This window comes from Achromobacter sp. AONIH1, assembly GCF_002902905.1.
Lineage (GTDB): Bacteria > Pseudomonadota > Gammaproteobacteria > Burkholderiales > Burkholderiaceae_B > Achromobacter.
This window is the reverse complement of sequence record NZ_CP026124.1, coordinates 2,907,542-2,925,571: the sequence shown is the minus strand read 5'-3', so window position 1 is coordinate 2,925,571 and position 18,030 is coordinate 2,907,542. Positions and strand designations below refer to the sequence as shown.

Genomic DNA, 18,030 nt, shown 5'->3' with positions numbered 1-18,030 from the left:
GGTGCAAAAGTCGCGCCCGATCGCAATATGGCAGTGCCTCTCCAAGCGGGGCCGCACGGAGCCGGCTTTGCCGGTCCGTCGCGGCGCCCCCTTGAGGGGGGCCGCCCAGGTGGGAAGCGCCGCAGGCGCTTCGGGGGTGGGCTACCCCTTTGGGTCACACCTCTTTACAGCGCAGCGTCAGCCACGCCAGGGCATCGCCCTCGACCAGCGGCGACAGGCGCTCGAACACCGTCTTGTGATAGTCGTTGAGCCAGGCGCGCTCGTCGTCGCGCAACAGCGAAGGCTCGATGCAGCGCGTATCGATCGGGCACAGCGTCAGCGTCTCGAAGCACAGGAACTCGCCCAGTTCCGAGGTCAGCCAGCTGCGGTTGGCCACCAGGTTCTCGATGCGCACGCCCCAGCGGCCCGGACGGTAGATGCCCGGTTCGTTGGAGGTGATCATGCCCGGCTCCATCGCCGTGTGCGGGCCGGGAGCCGCGCGGTACGAAATCACCTGCGGGCCTTCGTGCACGTTCAGGAAATAGCCCACGCCGTGACCCGTGCCGTGGCCGTACTCGGCGCCGCCTTCCCAGATCGGCGCGCGCGCGATGGCGTCCAGCATCGGCGACGGGGTGCCGCGCGGGAAGGACGCGCGCGACAGTGCGATCATGCCCTTGAGCACCAGCGTGAAGTCGACCTTCTGGTCGGCGCTGGGCGCGCCCACCGCGACCACGCGGGTGATGTCGGTGGTGCCGCCCAGATACTGGCCGCCCGAGTCGATCAGCAGCAGGCCATCGCCTTCGATCACGGCGTGCGATTCGGCGGTGGCGCGGTAATGCGGCATGGCGCCGTTGGCGTTGAAACCGGCGATGGTGGCGAAGCTGGGACAGACATAGCCGGGCCGGCGCGCGCGGGCCGCGGTGATCTGTTCGTCGATGGTCAGCTCGGTGATGCGTTCCTTGCCCAGCGCGCCTTCGAACCAGGCGAAGAACTCGCACAGCGCCGCGCCGTCCTGTTCCATGGCCTGGCGCACATTGGCCAGTTCGGCCTCGGTCTTGCGCGACTTCAGCAGCGTGGACGGATTGATCGCCTCGACGCGCGGCACGTCCGGATTCATGGCGTGGAACACGCCGCAGGTGACGCGGGCCGGGTCGATCAGCAGGGTCTGGTCCAGCTCCAGCGAGCCCAGCGCCTCGGCGGCCTGGGCATAGCCAGCGACGTCCACGCCGTCCGCGGCCAGGACGGCGCGCAAGGTCTCGTCCACCTTGCCTTCGGCCACGAACAGCGTGGCGTAGTCCAGGCCGACCAGCGCATGGCCGACGAACACCGGGTTGTAGTCCACGTCGGCGCCGCGCAGGTTGAAGAGCCAGGCGATGTCGTCGAGCGTGCTGATGAAATGCGCGTCGGCGCCATGCTTGCGCATGGCCTCGCGCACCTGCGCCAGCTTGTCGGCGCGGCTGACGCAGGCCTGCGGCGCGACGTGTTCGTAGATGCGTGCGTCCGGCAGGCCGGCGCGGCCTTCCCAGATGTCGTCCAGCAGGTCGGCGCCGATCTCCAGCGAGGCGCCCGACGCGGCGGCGGCGGCCGACAAGGCGCGGAAAGCCGCCAGGCCCAGCACCTGTCCGTCCACGCCGATGCGCTGACCCGCCCGCGTGTTGGCGGCCAGCCAATCCACATGGCCGGGCGTGGTGGCCAGCGCGATCTTCATCAGTTGCACGCCGGTGCCGGCCAGCTGCGCCTCGGCCTGCACCCAGTAGCGGCTGTCGACCCACAGGCCGGCGAAATCGGCCGTGACCACCAGCGTGCCCACCGAGCCCGTGAAGCCCGACAGCCAGCGCCGCCCCTGCCAGCGCGCCGGCAGGTATTCGGACAGGTGCGGGTCCGAGGACGGCACGATGTAGGCGGACAGGCCGCGGCGGCTCATGGCCTGCCGCAGCAGGGCGATACGGGCATCGGTACTGGACATGGGAAAGGGATCCTCAACGCAACATGAAAGACATGGCGGCCAGGCTGTTCAGCGTGCGGACGGCCGACTGCATGCTGTCCGTGGTGAACGTCAGGGTCACGCCGTCCACGCGCTCCAGCGTGGGCCACATGCAGAACAGGTCGGCCAGCGCCGGGCTCTGCGTCTGCAACCGGCATTCTATAGGCGCGGGGATGCGGAAAGGAACCGCCTTTTTCAGGTTGCGCACGGCCGTCTCGGCGGCGGCCGCGATGGCGCGGCGCGAGGCCGCCGGCGACAGCGTGACGCCGCTGCCCTGCCCGTGCGCCACCTTGGTCTGCACCCATTGCGCGCCGGGGAACAGGTCCGAGGTTTCGCTGATGAAGACGTCGTCGCCGGTCGCCAGGATCACGGGCACGCCCATCTCGCCGGCCAGCGCGCCATACAGGCCGGCCTCGCCCAGCTCCATGCCGTTGATGAACACGCGGGCGAAGGCGAAGCTGTTGATGGTGTGGGCCAGGATGCCACGCCCCTGCGAACGCGAGTGGTAGCCGATCATGAAGACCGCGTCGCAGCCCTCTTCCAGCCCGCCCATCATGCCCAGGTAGCGCGGCTTGCCCAGCACCAGGCGGGCGCGCTCATCCAGGCCGTCGGGCAGCAGATTGCGGAAACCGCCGTGCGAATCGTTGACCAGAATGTCCTCGGCGCCGCCGGCGATGGCGCCCTGCACGGCGGCGTTGGCCTCGGCGGTCATCCAGGCGCGGGCGCGCTCGTATTCGCCGTTGCCGGCGCGCACTTGCTCGGAATGGAAGACGCCGGCGACGCCTTCGATATCGGTGGAGATCAGGATCTTCATGGAGTCAGTCCTAGGGATGTTCAGAATGCGGAATCAGCGAGCCATTGTTGCCATTGCGGCGCGGCTTCGCGGATGCTGGCGCGGCGATGGCCATCGCGGCCGGTCACGCTGTCAGCGCGCCAGAGCGCGGCAATGATGGCCTGCTCGCAGGCCTGCGCCGCCGCCTCGAACAGCGGGTCGATGCGGGTTTCGTGCAGCATGGCGATCGCCGGCATCGGCCGGTCGGCCAGCTGCGGCACGGTGTAGGCGGTGGAAAAGGCCAGCGCGATGTCGCCGCTGCCATGGCCGAACACCGAGCCGGTGCGGGCCAGGCCGGCGCCGGCGCGCAGCGACAGGCGGCGCAGCTGGCGCGCGTCCAGCGGCGCGTCGGTGGCCAGCAGCAGTATGATCGAGCCCTTCTCCGGCGTGATCACGGCGTTCTCGCCGGCCTGCGCCAGGCTGGCGTCGAGCTGTTGCGACAGCCGGCGGCCGAACGGACGGCCGGCCACGGTCAGGTTGGGCAGGCGGCCGAAGTTGGCCAGCACCAGCGCGCCCACGGTGTAGCGTTGGCCGGGCTGGACCTCGGCCAGGCGCGAGGCCGAGCCGATGCCGCCCTTGAACGAAAAGCAGGACATGCCGCGCCCGGCGCCGACCGCGCCCTGCGCCATCCGCTTGCCGGCCGCGGCCAGCGCCTGGGCGTAGTGCGCTTCCTGCACCGCCATGGCCTGGATGTCATTCAGGTAGCCGTCGTTGCACTCGAACACCAGCGGATTGACCGTGGACAGCTCGCGGCCAATGGCGGGATTGGCTGCCACGGCGGCGCGGATCTGCGCGTTGGCCACGGTGCCCACGCCGAAGGTGTTGGTCAGCGCGATGGGCGTTTCCAGCACGCCCAGCTCCTGCACCTGCACCAGCCCCGTGCTCTTGCCGAAGCCGTTGAGCACGGTGGCGGCTGCGGGCGTCTTGTCCAGGAACGGGTCGCCGGCGTGCGTGCGCACCACGGTCACGCCGGTCTGCGATGCGCCATCGGCCAGCGTGACGTGGCCCACGGTGACGTCGCCGACGTCGCAGATGGAATCCAGGGGGCCCGCCGGCAAATCGCCGATGCGGGGAATGTCCGGCGCTTGGGTGTCCAGCTCAGCCATGTATCGCTCCAGAATGCGAAACGCCGCCGTCCCTCGCCGGATGCGCGCGCCGGAAGGCGCGCGCGCGGACGGGACGGCGGCGTGGGATTACTTGCGGTCGATCTTGGGATCGAGCGCGTCGCGCAGGCCGTCGCCCAGCAGGTTGAACGCCAGCACGGTCAGGAAGATCGCCAGCGCCGGGAAGATGGCCACGTGCGGCGCGATCACCATGTCGGCGCGGGCCTCGTTCAGCATCGCGCCCCACTCGGGCGTGGGAGGCGAGGCGCCCATGCCCAGGAACGACAGGCTGGCCGCGGTGATGATCGAGGTGCCGATACGCATCGTGCCGTACACCACGATCGGCGAGATCGTGCCGGGCAGGATGTGGCGCATGATGATGGTCCAGTCGGACGCGCCCACGCTCTTGACCGCTTCGACGTAGGTCATCTGCTTGATCGACAGCGTGTTGCCGCGCACCAGGCGGGCGAAGGCCGGCACGCTGAACACGGCCACGGCCACGATCACGTTGACCATGCTGGAGCCCAGGATGGCGACCACGCCGATGGCCAGCAGCATGCCGGGGAAGGCCAGCAGCACGTCCGAGACGCGCATGGTGATGCGTTCCCACCAGCCTTCGTAGTAGCCCGCCATCAGGCCCATGAAGGTGCCGACGATGGCGCCCATGAAGACGGACAGGAAGCCGGCGGCCAGCGAGATGCGGGCGCCCATCACGATGCGGCTGAAGATGTCGCGGCCCAGCGAGTCCACGCCCAGCCAGTGGGTCAGCGAGGGGCCGGCGTTGAGCGCGTCGTAGTCGAAGAAGTTCTCGGCGTCGAACGGCACGATCCAGGGGGCAAAGATCGCCACCACGACCAGCAGCAGGACGAAGATGCCGGCGCCGACGGCCAGCTTCTGCTTCTTGAATTTGCGCCAGAACTCTGTGGCGGGCGTGCGCACGTCGTTCTGGGAAGCGGCGGCGATGGTAGTGGCGGGTGTCGTATTGCTCATGGCCGCCTCACTTGTAACGGATGCTGGGATTGATGACGCCGTAGAGCACGTCGACAATCAGGTTGATCAGGATGAATTCCAGCGAGAACAGCAGCACCAGGCCCTGGATCACCGGATAGTCGCGCTGGGTGACGGCGTCGACCAGCAGACGGCCCAGGCCGGGCCAGTTGAACACGGTCTCGACCACGATGGAGCCGCCCAGCAGGAAGCCGAACTGCAGGCCCATCATCGTGACCACCGGGATCAGCGCGTTGCGCAGCGCGTGCTTGATGATCACGCGGCGCTCGGTCAGGCCCTTGGCGCGCGCGGTGCGCACGAAGTCTTCCTGCACCACTTCGACGAAGGACGCGCGGGTGAAGCGCGCCATCACGGCGGCCACCGCCGCGCCCAGCGTGATGGACGGCAGGATGTAGTGTTGCCAGGTCGAGGCGCCGACAGTCGGCAGCCAGCCCAGGTTCACCGAGAAGATCTGCATCAGCATCATGCCCAGCGCGAAGGCGGGGAACGAGATGCCGGACACGGCCAGCGTCATGCCGAGGCGGTCGGGCCAGCGGTTGCGCCAGACGGCCGAGACGATGCCGATGATCATGCCGAAGGCGACGGACCAGACCATGCTGGCGATCGTCAGCCACAGCGTGGGCATGAAGCGGTCGGCGATTTCGGTCGAGACGGGGCGCTTGGTACGCAGCGAGGTACCCAGGTCGCCTTGCAGCATGTGGCTGAAGTAGCGCACGAACTGCTGCGGCAGGGGCAGATCCAGCCCGAGTTCCTTGCGCACGAGTTCGACGGTCTGCTGGTCGGCCTCCTGGCCCGCGGCCAGTCGCGCCGGGTCGCCCGGAAGCATGTGCACAAACAGGAACACGACCACGGCCACCAGCAGCAGCGTGGGGATCATGCCCAAAAGACGTTTGACGATGTAGGTCAGCATTGAAATTCCTGCGACAGCGGCGGGAACGTCATGTTCCCGCCGCATGCGGCCTAACTGTGGGGCCTTGCGGCCCCGGGGGTTACTGCAAGGTTTACTGCTTCAGTTCGATGTCGCCGAACCAGAACGAGGTGTCCGGTTCCACGTACACGCCCGACAGGTTCTTCGAACGGACGTACAGGTTGTTCTGGGTCACCAGGAAGGCCCACGGGGCGTCCTTCCAGATGGTTTCCTGAACGTTCTTGTAGATCTCGGTCTTCTTGGCGCGATCGGTCGTGGCCAGCGCTTGCTGCACGCCGTCGTCAACCGCCTTGTTCGAGTAGTACGACACGTTGTTGAGCACGGGCGGGAAAGCCGGCGTGGTCAGCAGCGGACGCAGGCCCCAGTCGGCCTCGCCGGTCGACGAGGACCAACCGGCGTAGTACATGCGGACCTTGGCTTCCTCGGGCTTCTGCACCTGCTGCACGCGCTGCACGCGCTGGCCGGATTCCAGCACTTCCACCGACACCTTGATGCCGACCTGGGCCAGCTGCTGCTGCAGGAACTGGACCGCCTTGACCGACGTGCCGTCGTTGTAGGCCGACCACAGCGTGCTTTCGAAGCCGTTGGGGTAGCCGGCTTCGGCCAGCAGGGCCTTGGCCTTCTTGATGTCATGCGGCCAGGCGCCGGTCTTGTAGGCGTAGTCCACGCCCTGCGGCACCACGCCTTCGACCACGGAGGCGTAGCCCGAGAACGCGACCTTGGCCAGCGCTTCCTTGTTGATGGCGTAGTTGATGGCTTCGCGCACCTTGGGATTGTCGAACGGCTTTTGCTGCACGTTCATCGACAGGTAGCGGGTCATGATCGAGTTCTGGTGATCGATCACGTCCAGCTTGTCGTTCTTCTTCAGCACGGCGGCCTGCTCGAACGGCACCGGGAAGGCGAACTGAGCCTCGCCGGTCTGGACCACGGCGGCGCGCGTGTTGTTGTCGGTGACGGTGCGGAAGGTCAGCGTGTCGACCTTCGGGTAGCCCTTCTTCCAGTAACCGTCGAACTTCTTGACCTTCAGGTATTCGGCCGGCTTCCATTCGACGAATTCGAACGGGCCGGTGCCCACCGGGTGGAAGCCGATTTCCTTGCCGTACTTGGCCAGCGCGGCCGGCGAGATCATCATGGCGGCCGGGTGGGCCAGCGCGTTGATGAAGGCCGAGAACGGCTTCTTCAGCGTGATCTTGATCGTCAGCGGATCCACCACTTCGGTCTTCTCGATGACGCTGAACTGGATGTAGCGCGACAGGCGGTTGTCCGGGTTGGCCGGGCGGTCGAAGTTGATCTTGACGGCTTCGGCGTTGAAGTCGGTGCCGTCATGGAACTTGACGCCTTCGCGCAGCTTGAACGTGTAGACCAGGCCGTCTTCGCTGACGGTGTAGTCGGTGGCCAGCACCTTCTGGACCTTCAGGTCCTTGTCGAACTCGAACAGGCCTTCGTAGTAGGCCTTGCCGGCCGCCTGGTTCAGGGTGCTGTTGGTGTTGTACGGATCGAGCGTTTCCAGGGCGATGGCGACGGCAAACGTCACGTCCTTGGAAGCGTGCGCCAGCGGCGAACTGAGCATGCCGAAAGCCACCGCGGCGGCGGCCATCAGCTTGGTGGGGCGCAAAACTTTCATCATTGCAACTCCTGGTTCCGTGAGGAAGCTATGGGGTTTGTTGGAAGAAACTTCAGATATGGCACAACTGCACGGCGCGGCCGCTCAGTACGCGCCGCCAACGGGGTGGCGGGCGACGAAGTGGTCCTTGCCTACCTGCACCAGCGGCTGCACCACCGGCTCGTCGCCGAGCTTGCGGATCGGGCTGGGAATTTCATCGGACAACAAGGTGCGCTTCATGTGGCGGCGCGCCGGATCGGCGATCGGCACGGCCGACATCAGCTTCTTGGTGTACGGGTGCTGCGGGTTCTCGAAAATCTCGCGGCGCGGGCCGATCTCGACGATCTGGCCCAGGTACATCACCGCCACGCGGTGGCTGACGCGCTCGACCACGGCCATGTCGTGCGAGATGAACAGGAAGGCGATGCCCATGTCGCGCTGCAGGTCGATCAGCAGGTTCACGATCTGCGCCTGGATCGACACGTCCAGCGCCGACACCGATTCGTCGGCGATCACGACCTTGGGGTTCAGGGCCAGGGCGCGCGCGATGCAGACGCGCTGGCGCTGGCCGCCGGAAAATTCGTGCGGATAGCGCTGCGCCACCTCTGGCGGCAGGCCGACGCGCTCGAGCAGTTCGGCGACACGGCGTTCGGCCTCCTTGCCCTTGGACACGCCGTGCACCAGCAGCGGCTCCATGATCGAGAAGCCGACCGTGACGCGCGGATCGAGCGAGGCGAAGGGATCCTGGAACACGAACTGGATGTCGCGGCGCAGCGATTGCAGCTCGCTGTTCTTCAGGCGCACGATGTCGCGGCCGCCGAAGCGGATCTCGCCGCCCTGGCTTTCGACCAGGCGCAGCAGCGAACGGCCGGTGGTGGACTTGCCGCAGCCCGACTCGCCCACCAGCGACAGCGTCTCGCCGGGGTACAGGTCGAAGCTGACCTTCTCGACGGCATGCACGCGGCGCTGCACGCGGCTCATGATGCCGCCGCGCAGATCGAAGCGCGTGACCAGGTCGCGCACGCTGAGGATCGGTTCCCTGCGCGCGGCCGGCACTTCCTGGGTGCTCGCGGCGGCGGGCTCGGCCACGGGCTGGGCCTTGCCGTCCACCTGCAGCAGCGGAAAGCGGGCCGGCAGGTCGGTGCCCTGCATGGCGCCCAGCTTGGGCACCGCGGACAGCAGCGCGCGGGTGTAGGCGTGACGGGGATCGGCGAACACGCGTTCGGACGGGCCTTCCTCGACCTTGTCGCCGCGATACATGACCAGCACGCGGTCGGCCACTTCGGCCACCACACCCATGTCGTGGGTGATGAACACCACGCCCATGTGCATTTCTTCCTGCAGCTGGCGAATCAGTTGCAGGATCTGGGCCTGAATGGTCACGTCCAGCGCGGTGGTCGGCTCGTCGGCGATCAGCAGCGCCGGCTTGCAGGCCAGCGCCATGGCGATCATGACGCGCTGGCGCATGCCGCCGGACAGCTGATGCGGGAAGCGATCCAGCACCGACTTGGCCTCGGGAATGCGCACCTGTTCCAGCATGCGCAGCGCCTCGGCGCGCGCGGCGGCAGCATCCTTGCCCTGGTGCTGGCGGATCGATTCGGCGATCTGGTCCCCGGCGGTGAACACCGGGTTCAGCGAGGTCATGGGTTCCTGGAAGATCATGGCCATGTCCGCGCCGCGCACATTGCGCATGACGCGCTGGCTGGAATTGACCAGATCGACCACCGTGCCGTTGCGCCGGCGCAGCGCCATGTTGCCCTGGGCGATGCGGCCGCCGCCGTGCTCGACCAGGCGCATCAGCGCCAGCGAGGTCACCGACTTGCCGGAACCGGACTCGCCCACGATGGCCAGGGTCTCGCCCCGGTCCACGTGGAAGGACAGGTTGCGCACGGCTTCGACCGTGCGCTCCGAGCCGACGAAGCGCACCGTCAGGTCGTCGACCTGGACCACGCGGTTATCCGGCATCGCCAGGCTGTTAGCGCGATCAACCATCTTTCTTCAATCCCCAAAACTCGAAAATTCCGCCGCCCGGCTTGGCCGGACGGCGGTGTAAAAAGCCCTGCGCGAGCCTGCCGCCCCCAGGGGGACGCCGCGCGCCTTAGCGATAAATGGCCACGACGGGCGCTTCGCCCACCCGGCCATAACCGCGGTACATGCCTTCGGTGTTGAACGGCAGGGCCACATTGCCCTGCGCGTCCACGGCCACCAGGCCGCCCTTGCCTTCGATCGTCGGCAGTTTGTCCATCACGACGCTGTCGGCGGCCTGCGCCAGGCTGGCGCCGGCGTATTCCATCTGCGCCGCCACGTCATAGGCGGCAACCATGCGGATGAACATCTCGCCGGTGCCCGTCGCCGACACGGCGCAGGTCTTGTTGCTGGCATAGGTGCCGGCGCCGATCAGCGGAGCGTCGCCGACGCGGCCGATCTGCTTGTTGGTGATGCCGCCGGTGGACGTGGCCGCGGCCAGGTTGCCCTGGGCATCGACCGCCACCGCGCCCACCGTGCCGAACTTCTTGTCGGCGTCCAGCGGGTCGGCCGGCGCGGGCTGGCCGCGCGCCACCATGGCCTGGCCGTCATGGTCCAGCACGGCGGCCTCGGGCGTCTCGCGCTGCACGCGCAGCAGCTGCTCGCGGCGGGCTTCGGTCGAGAAATAGGACGGGTCAACCAGCTCCAGCCCTTCCTGGCGGGCGAAGGCCTCGGCGCCCTCGCCCACGAAGAACACGTGCTTGCTGTTTTCCATGACCTTGCGCGCCGCGAAGATCGGGTTGCGCACGCGGTGCACGTTGGCGATGGCGCCCGAGCGCAGCGTGGCGCCGTCCATGATGGCGGCGTCCAGCTCGTGCGTCGCGGCGCTGGTGAAGACCGAACCGTGGCCAGCGTTGAACAGCGGGCAGTCCTCCAGCAGGCGCACGGCCTCGGTGACCGCGTCCAGGGCGCTGCCGCCGGCGGCCAGCACGGCCTGGCCGGCTTGCACGATGGACTTCAGCGCGCCCAGGTACTCCTGTTCTTTCTCCGGGGACATGGCCGCGCGGGACATCGCGCCGGCGCCGCCGTGAATGGCGATCACGGGTTGAATCATCGTTTACCTACTCCATGTATGAGCCACGGCATCACGGACTGGGTCACCCCGGCCGCGGCCGCGACGGAATTCTTGGCGCGATAGGCCACGGCGGCCGACAGGGCTTCGATCAGCCCCAGCGCCGCGGTCTCGGAATTGGGTATCAGCTGGCGCGTCGACACCGCGTACAGCACCACGGACGCGGCGGGCGCCAGCGGCGACGTGGGCTTGTCGGTCAGCACCAGCACCGGCACGCCGGCCTGCTTGGCCGCATTGGCCAGCGTGACCGTGTCGGCCAGGTAGCGCGGGAAGGCGATGGCGATGACCAGATCCTTGCTGGTCATGCGCGACATCTGGCGGGCGGCGTGGGATACGCCGCCGGGGCCGGCGAGCGACTCGACCGAGTGCAGGTGCATGCACAGGCCGCGTTGCAGCATGCCGGCCAGGAAGCCGCTGGCGCCGAAACCGATGATGAAGACGCGATCGGCGCCCAGGATGATGTCGACGGCCTGCTCGCAGGCCTCGGCGTCCAATCCTTGCAGGTTGCGCTGGGCGTTGCGGATGTCTTCTTCCAGGGTGGCGGCGAAGATCTGCACGGCGCTGGCCGAATGCGCCAGCTCGGTGCGCAACTTTTCCACGGGTTCCAGCGCGGCCTCGAAACCGCGCGCCAGCTCGGCGCGGAACTGCGGGTAGCCCGGCAGTTCCAGCGCCCGCGCGAAACGGTTGGCCGTGGCCACCGACACGCCCACCGCCGCGGCGAATTCGTCGATCGTCATGGTGGCGACGCGGAACTGGTGCGCCAGCACGTACTCGGCCATCTTGTGCTGGGTGCGGCTCAGCGCGGGCTGGGCCCGGGCGATCCGATCAGCGATCGTGAGTACGGCTTTGTTCATGGGGAAGCGAGCGGAATGGCGCGGAAAACGTGGCAGAAGATTATGTAAATTCGTTTACAGATAAATTTTAGATAAGAAAATAGATTTTCATACTAGGGGTATACCCGTGATTACTTGTAACAAGCCGCCGAAAATCGGGGGCGGTCTGCGGTACGCTTACGCGGCTCCCCTCGCGGCGGCCACGCCCGAACCCCGGACGGCATTCGCCGCCGCTCCCCACCCTGGAATTCCCCCATGCCCGCCTGGACCTGCAAGCCCCACGCCGACCTGACCACCGCCGAACTCTATGCGCTGCTGACGTTGCGCTCGGTGGTGTTCGTCATGGAGCAGAACTGCCCCTACCTGGACATGGACGGCCAGGACCTGCAAGGCCAGACGCAGCACCTGATGGCCTGGGACAATGGCGCGCTGGTCGCCTACTGCCGGCTGCTGGAACCGGCCCGCAACGAAGGCCGGGCCGTGATCGGCCGGGTCGTCACCGCGCCCTCGGCGCGCGGCGCGGGCCTGGGCCATGAGCTGGTGCGCCGCGCCAAGGAGGAAATCCGTCGCGTCTGGCCGGGCCAGCCCATCTACCTGAGCGCGCAGGCGCATCTGCAGCGCTACTACGGCGCGCACGGCTTCAAGGCCGTGACCGAGGAATACATGGAAGACAACATCCCGCACATCGGGATGCTGCTGGATGAGCCGGCCTGAGCGCGGCGGGGCGCGCGGACACGAAAGCCGCCGGCTCTACCGGCCCTGCTGCCCGTCCGGCGGAACCGGCGGCCGCCGGTACACGCTCGGCGCGCTGCCCATGACACGCTTGAAGGCATGGCTGAACGCGCTGTCGGAGTCATAGCCCAGCTTCTGCGCGACCGAGGAAATCGTCGCCTGGCTGCCTGTCAGCGCGCGCGCCGCCAGTTGCATGCGCCAGCGCAGCACGTATTCCAGCGGCGCGATGCCCGCCTTGCGCTTGAAATGCAGGGCTAGCGTGGAGCGCGACACGCCCGCAATTTCGGCCAGCGCCTCGACGTTCCAGGCGCGCGCGGGATCGGCGTGGATCGCCTGGATCGCCGCGCCGATGCGAGGATCCGAGACCGCCAGCAGCCAGCTCGGCGCGCCATCGCCGCCCCGCTCCAGATAGAGCCGCAGCATTTCCACCAGCATGATGTGGCCCAGGTGCTGGATCACGATGGCGCCGCCCGGCGAGGCGTGCGCCAGCTCGTGGGCCAGGCGCCGTAAGGCCCAGCTCAGCACCGCCGCCTGCTCCGATCCGCTCTTGACCACGGCGACGGGCGGCAGTCCGTCGACCAGCAAGCCGGCGGCCTCGCCGAACGCGAAGCGCCCGCCGATCAGGAAGAACCCATCGGCCGTGCCACAGCGGGCGATGCCCTGGACGGCATGGCGATACACCTGATCCGCCGGAACGGCCGGCAGGCCGGGATCGCTGCGCAATGAAAACGTCCGCCTGCGCGACAGCAGGAAGCAATCGCCGCGTTCCAGCCGGATCGCCTGCGCCACGCCCTCGACGCTCAGCCAGCAGGCGCCCTCGACGACCGCGTTGAACTTGATGCCATCGGGCGCGGGAAAGTCGATGGCCCAATCGCCGCCCGCCTTCAGGCCGGCGAAGAAGGAACTTTGGGTATTCAACAGGGCTAGGACTTCGGACAACGGATCCATGGCGCGGCCTCGGACGATCTCGACAGAGTAGCGGACTTTGCTGCATTCACAGTCTCAAGTCCAGTGCGCAGAATGCAGTGCATGGATTCCATCCGGACATCCCGAGGCTTACAAGGATTTGCCATGCCCCATCCGCAGTTTCCGATCGGCTCCGGTTTCGGCGCCGCCACCACCGCGCAGGCGGTGCTCGCCGGCCTGGACCTGTCCCACGCCACCGCCATCGTCACCGGCGGCCACTCCGGCCTGGGACTGGAAACCACCCGCGCGCTGGCCCAGGCCGGCGCGCGCGTCATCGTCGCGGCGCGCGACGCCGAGGCCGCCCGCGCGCAGACTCGCGACATCGCCAGGGTCCAGGTCGAACCGCTGGATCTCGCCAGGCTGGACAGCGTGCGCGATTTCGCCCGGCGCTTCCTGGCCGGCGGACAGCATGTCGACATGCTGATCTGCAGCGCGGGCATCATGGCCTGCCCCGAGACCCGCGTCGGGCCGGGTTGGGAAGCCCAGTTCGCCACCAACCACCTGGGCCATTACGCGCTGGCCAACCTGCTCTGGCCGGCGCTCCGGAGCGGCGCGCGCGTGGTCGCCGTCTCGTCCGCCGGACACCATCAATCCGGCATGCGCTGGGACGATGTGCAGTTCACGCGGGGCTACGACAAATGGCTGGCCTACGGGCAGTCGAAAACCGCGAACGCCCTGTTTGCCCTGCATCTGGACAAGCTGGGACGAGAGCATGGCGTGCGCGCCTTTTCGCTGCATCCCGGCAAGATCTTCACGCCGCTGCAACGCCACCTGACGCAGGAAGAAATGACGGCCGCGGGCTGGCTGGACGCCAACGGCCAACCAGCCGCCCCCAGCTTCAAGACCGTGCAGCAGGGCGCGGCCACCCAGACCTGGGCAGCCGCCTCGCCGCAGCTGGAAGGCATGGGCGGGCTGTACTGCGAGGATTGCGACATCGCCGCGCTGGACCAGGGCGAAGCTCCCTCCTTCGCCGGCGTGCGCCTACACGCGATCGATCCCGAGGCGGCGGCGCGGCTTTGGGCGCTGTCCGCCGGGCTCACCGGGATCGATGCGTTCGCCGCGCGCTGAGCCGCCCGCGCGCGCCGCTCGCACAGGCAAGAAAAAAGCCCCTCGCGGGGCTTTCCTCTGCTTGCGCGAGACGGCGCTTACTTCACCGCCGACACATCCAGCTTGGCCAGCGTCTTGGACTGGATCTCTTGGACCGTCACGCCCGGCGCCACTTCCAGCAGCTTCAGGCCGCCCTCGGTGACTTCCATCACGCCCAGGTCGGTGATGATCAGGTTGACCACGCCCACGCCGGTCAGCGGCAGGTTGCAGGCCGGCAGCAGCTTGATGTCCTCGGTGCCGTCCTTCTTCTTGGCCACGTGCTCCATCAGGACCACCACGCGGCCCACGCCGGCCACCAGGTCCATCGCGCCGCCCATGCCCTTGACCATCTTGCCCGGAATCATCCAGTTGGCCAGGTCGCCCTGCTCGGACACCTGCATCGCGCCCAGGATCGCCAGGTTGATCTTGCCGCCGCGGATCATCGCGAAGGAATCGGCCGACGAGAAGATCGACGAGCCCGGCAGCGTCGTGACCGTTTGCTTGCCGGCGTTGATCAGGTCGGCGTCGACCTCGGCCTCGGTCGGGAAGGGACCAATGCCCAGCAGGCCGTTCTCCGATTGCAGCCACACTTCCATGCCGGCCGGCACGTGGTTGGCCACCAGGGTGGGCAGGCCGATGCCCAGGTTCACATAAAAGCCGTCTTGCAGCTCGCGCGCGGCGCGCGCCGCCATTTCATCGCGGGTCCATGCCATGTCGTCGTCTCCTCAGGCCGGGCGGGTGGTGCGTTGTTCGATGCGCTTTTCCGGCGTGGCGTTCAGCACGATCCGTTGCACGTAGATGCCGGGCAGGTGGACCTGATCGGGGTCCAGGCTGCCGGTCTCGACGATCTGCTCGACTTCCACCACGGTGATCTTGCCGGCCATCGCCACGTTCGGGTTGAAGTTGCGCGCGGTCTTGCGGAACACCAGGTTGCCGCTGCGGTCGGCGATGTGCGCCTTGACCAGCGACACGTCCGGCGTCAGCGAACGCTCCATCACGTACTGCTGGCCGTCGAACTCGCGGATTTCCTTGCCGTCGGCCACGATGGTGCCCACGCCCGTGCGGGTGAAGAACGCTGGGATGCCGGCGCCGCCGGCGCGCAGCTTCTCGGCCAGCGTGCCCTGCGGCGTGAATTCCAGCTCCAGCTCGCCCGACAGGTACTGGCGCTCGAATTCCTTGTTCTCGCCCACGTAGGACGCGATCATCTTGCGCACCTGCCGCGTGTTCAGCAGCTGGCCCAGGCCGAAACCGTCCACACCGGCGTTGTTGCTCACGCAGGTCAGGTCCTTCACGCCCGAATCGCGCAGCGCCGCGATCAGCGCTTCCGGAATGCCACAAAGGCCGAAACCGCCCACGGCGATCATCTGGCCGTCCTTGACGATGCCTGCCAGCGCCTCCCGGGCGCTTGCATAAACTTTGTCCATCGCTCCAACTCCTGTTTGGGTCTAACCGAAGTAGCGCCCTGCCCCGGTCCGGCGCCTGCCGCCGGCAGGTCCGGGCCGGGGCGGGCCCTGTCTTTTCCTGGAGCGCGGCCATCGGCCCGGTTCCGGCGCGACTGCCTGCCGGAACGCGGCGCCTGGCGATGGCGCGCCCTTTATTGCTATTGTGATCCTGCGCCAGATTCTACCGGCTTGGCCGGTGAATGCGCGCAGGGAAAGCCCGGACGCGCCTCAGGCCGCCGGCTGGAACTGCGTGGCCATCTTGGCCAGCACTTCAGGCGGCCACGGGGCGGACGTATTGGCCACGTAATCCATCCAGACCAGCACATTGCGGCCGCGCGCGTAGGGGCCGGCATCGTCGCCGACCTTTTCCAGCAGCAGCTCGAATTCGGCGCTGGAGCGTCCGATTCGGGTCACCGTATGGGTCACTCGCACGGTGGCCGGATAAGTCAGCGGGCGCAGAAAATCGCAGGACGCGTGCGCCAGGATGGCGCCGTCGTTGGCCGGCAACTCGAAGCCCGCGTCGTACAGGATGCGCATGCGCGCCTCTTCCATGAGACGGAAATACAGCGTGTTGTTGAGATGGTTGAGCGCGTCCGAATCGCCCCAACGCAGGGGCAGATCCACCTGGTGGGTATCGCCCACCGCAAGAATCCGCGCAGACAGCGTGTCCGGGTTCACCAATTACTCCTGATGGCTATAGGAAATGCGAAGGCGGCACCGCCTCCGGCTGCAATACAATCGTTGATAATACTTCCAGCCATACATGGGATACATACGGGGAGCTTTGCAAATGTCTGAACGCGAGTCGATGGAATATGACGTGGTCGTGGTCGGCGGCGGACCTGCCGGCCTGGCCACCGCCATCCGCCTGAAGCAGCTGGCCGCCGACAAGGGCCAGGAAATCGGCGTCTGCGTCCTGGAGAAAGGCGCCGAACTGGGCGCGCACACGCTGTCCGGCGCGGTCATGGATCCGCTGGCCCTGACCGAGCTCATCCCCGACTGGAAGGAAAAGGGCGCGCCGCTGACCGTGCCGGTCACGCAGGACAAGTTCATGTTCCTGAGCGAGACCGGCGCCCGCGTCACGCCCAACTGGCTGCTGCCGCCCTGTTTCCACAATGAAGGCAACTACATCGTCCGCCTGGGCGAGGTGGTCAAGTGGATGGGCGAACAGGCCGAGGCGCTGGGCGTGGACATCTTCCCCGGCTTCGCCGCGGTCGAAGTGCTGTACGACGAACAGGGCGCCGTGCGCGGCGTGGCCACCGGCGACATGGGCGTGGCCCGCGACGGCAGCCACACCGACCACTACCAGCCCGGCATGGAGCTGCACGCGCGTTATACGGTGTTCGCCGAAGGCGCGCGCGGCCAGCTGGGCCGCCAGCTGATCGAGCGCTTCAAGCTCGACGACGGCCGCAACGCCCAGTCCTACGGCATCGGCATCAAGGAAATGTGGGAAGTCGATCCGGCCCAGTCCAAGCCCGGCCTGGTGATCCACACCGCCGGCTGGCCGCTGGACGCCGACACCTACGGCGGCTCCTTCCTCTATCACCTGGACAACAACCTGGTGGCGGTCGGCCTGATCGTCGGCCTGGACTACGCCAACCCGTGGCTGTCGCCGTTCGACGAGTTCCAGCGCTACAAGACCCACCCCGCCATCCGCGGCACCTTCGAAGGCGGCAAGCGCATCGCCTACGGCGCGCGCGCCATCACCGCGGGCGGCCTGCTGGCCCTGCCCAAGCTCACCGTGCCCGGCGGCGTACTGGTCGGCTGCGAGGCCGGCTTCCTCAACGCCTCGCGCATCAAGGGCAGCCATGCCGCCATCAAGACCGGCATGCTGGCCGCCGACGCCGCGTTCGACGCGGTGCAGGCCGACCGGCGCCAGGACGAGCTGTCCGCCTACCCGGCCGCGTTCAAGTCCTCCTGGCTGCACGAGGAACTGAACAAGGCGCGCAACTTCAAGCAGTGGTTCAAGAAGGGCCGCACCGTCGCCACCGTCATGACCGGCATCGAACAGCTGGTGCTCAAGGGCAACTTCCCCTGGACGCTGCGCAACAGCAAGCCCGACCACGCCAGCCTGCAGCCGGCCTCGCAGTGCGCGCGCATCGATTACCCCAAGCCCGACGGCAAGCTCACGTTCGACAAGCTCAGCTCGGTGTTCATCTCGAACACCAACCATGACGAGAACGAGCCGGTGCACCTGACGCTGAAGGATCCGGCGGTGCCGGTGCAGGTCAACCTGGCCAAGTACGGCGGCCCGGAATCGCGCTACTGTCCGGCCGGCGTGTACGAGTTCGTCAAGGACGACCACGGCGACGACCGCCTGCAGATCAACGCGCAGAACTGCGTGCACTGCAAGACCTGCGACATCAAGGATCCCACCCAGAACATCGTCTGGGTCGCCCCGCAGGGCGGCGAAGGCCCCGTCTACAGCGGCATGTGA

Annotated in this window: 16 protein-coding genes; 3 read left to right on the top strand and 13 right to left on the bottom strand. The window is 67.6% G+C overall.

The features are described 5' to 3' along the window. Positions 1-154 precede the first annotated feature (154 nt). The 9 genes from C2U31_RS13295 to C2U31_RS13255 form a co-directional block, all read right to left on the bottom strand. A complete protein-coding gene (locus C2U31_RS13295; RefSeq protein WP_103273186.1) occupies positions 155-1,945 on the bottom strand; it encodes an aminopeptidase P family protein in 1,791 nt (596 codons plus the stop codon). A 13-nt stretch (positions 1,946-1,958) separates the two neighbouring features. Next, positions 1,959-2,777 carry a M55 family metallopeptidase gene (locus C2U31_RS13290; RefSeq protein ID WP_103273185.1) on the bottom strand — a complete coding sequence of 273 codons (819 nt, stop codon included), beginning with the start codon at positions 2,775-2,777 and terminating at the stop codon, positions 1,959-1,961. Between the two features lie 20 nt (positions 2,778-2,797). Then, complete coding sequence (locus tag C2U31_RS13285; RefSeq protein WP_103273184.1) at positions 2,798-3,901, bottom strand: P1 family peptidase; 1,104 nt, start codon at positions 3,899-3,901, stop codon at positions 2,798-2,800. A gap of 87 nt (positions 3,902-3,988) precedes the next feature. Then, positions 3,989-4,888, bottom strand: a complete 900-nt coding sequence (gsiD, locus tag C2U31_RS13280; RefSeq protein WP_103273183.1) for a glutathione ABC transporter permease GsiD — start codon at positions 4,886-4,888, stop codon at positions 3,989-3,991. A gap of 7 nt (positions 4,889-4,895) precedes the next feature. Then, a complete protein-coding gene (gsiC, locus tag C2U31_RS13275) occupies positions 4,896-5,816 on the bottom strand; it encodes a glutathione ABC transporter permease GsiC (RefSeq protein ID WP_103273182.1) in 921 nt (306 codons plus the stop codon). A gap of 91 nt (positions 5,817-5,907) precedes the next feature. Further along, complete coding sequence (gene gsiB / locus C2U31_RS13270; protein WP_103273181.1) at positions 5,908-7,461, bottom strand: glutathione ABC transporter substrate-binding protein GsiB; 1,554 nt, start codon at positions 7,459-7,461, stop codon at positions 5,908-5,910. Between the two features lie 81 nt (positions 7,462-7,542). Further along, a complete protein-coding gene (locus C2U31_RS13265; protein WP_103273180.1) occupies positions 7,543-9,429 on the bottom strand; it encodes a dipeptide ABC transporter ATP-binding protein in 1,887 nt (628 codons plus the stop codon). A gap of 106 nt (positions 9,430-9,535) precedes the next feature. Continuing rightward, positions 9,536-10,516 (bottom strand): isoaspartyl peptidase/L-asparaginase family protein, encoded by a 981-nt coding sequence (locus tag C2U31_RS13260; RefSeq protein WP_103273179.1) that lies wholly within the window; start codon positions 10,514-10,516, stop codon positions 9,536-9,538. After that, entirely contained in the window at positions 10,513-11,388 is an 876-nt protein-coding gene (locus C2U31_RS13255; protein ID WP_103273178.1) for a MurR/RpiR family transcriptional regulator, read from the bottom strand. Before C2U31_RS13255 ends, C2U31_RS13260 begins: the two co-directional genes overlap by 4 nt. A gap of 234 nt (positions 11,389-11,622) precedes the next feature. On the opposite strand from C2U31_RS13255, the gene C2U31_RS13250 reads away from it, so the two are divergent. Further along, positions 11,623-12,081 carry a GNAT family N-acetyltransferase gene (locus C2U31_RS13250; RefSeq protein WP_103273177.1) on the top strand — a complete coding sequence of 153 codons (459 nt, stop codon included), beginning with the start codon at positions 11,623-11,625 and terminating at the stop codon, positions 12,079-12,081. Positions 12,082-12,117: 36 nt separating this feature from the next. On the opposite strand, the gene C2U31_RS13245 is transcribed toward C2U31_RS13250, so the two are convergent. Next, entirely contained in the window at positions 12,118-13,047 is a 930-nt protein-coding gene (locus C2U31_RS13245; RefSeq protein WP_103273176.1) for an AraC family transcriptional regulator, read from the bottom strand. Between the two features lie 123 nt (positions 13,048-13,170). Here C2U31_RS13245 and C2U31_RS13240 point away from each other — a divergent pair, with 123 nt between their 5' ends. Beyond that, a complete protein-coding gene (locus tag C2U31_RS13240; RefSeq protein ID WP_103273175.1) occupies positions 13,171-14,133 on the top strand; it encodes an SDR family NAD(P)-dependent oxidoreductase in 963 nt (320 codons plus the stop codon). Between the two features lie 77 nt (positions 14,134-14,210). On the opposite strand, the gene C2U31_RS13235 is transcribed toward C2U31_RS13240, so the two are convergent. The 3 genes from C2U31_RS13235 to C2U31_RS13225 all read right to left on the bottom strand — a co-directional run bounded on the left by C2U31_RS13235 (position 14,211) and on the right by C2U31_RS13225 (position 16,271). Beyond that, positions 14,211-14,864, bottom strand: coding sequence for a CoA transferase subunit B (locus tag C2U31_RS13235; RefSeq protein WP_103273174.1), 654 nt, complete (start codon positions 14,862-14,864; stop codon positions 14,211-14,213). 12 nt (positions 14,865-14,876) lie between these two features. Next, positions 14,877-15,575, bottom strand: a complete 699-nt coding sequence (locus tag C2U31_RS13230) for a CoA transferase subunit A (protein WP_103273173.1) — start codon at positions 15,573-15,575, stop codon at positions 14,877-14,879. A 246-nt stretch (positions 15,576-15,821) separates the two neighbouring features. Next, the gene (locus tag C2U31_RS13225) at positions 15,822-16,271 is read right to left on the bottom strand and encodes a thioesterase family protein (RefSeq protein ID WP_103273172.1); all 450 of its coding nucleotides are present in this window, start codon (positions 16,269-16,271) and stop codon (positions 15,822-15,824) included. 112 nt (positions 16,272-16,383) lie between these two features. Between C2U31_RS13225 and C2U31_RS13220 the strand changes: the two genes are divergently transcribed. Continuing rightward, positions 16,384-18,030 carry an electron transfer flavoprotein-ubiquinone oxidoreductase gene (locus C2U31_RS13220; RefSeq protein ID WP_199770994.1) on the top strand — a complete coding sequence of 549 codons (1,647 nt, stop codon included), beginning with the start codon at positions 16,384-16,386 and terminating at the stop codon, positions 18,028-18,030.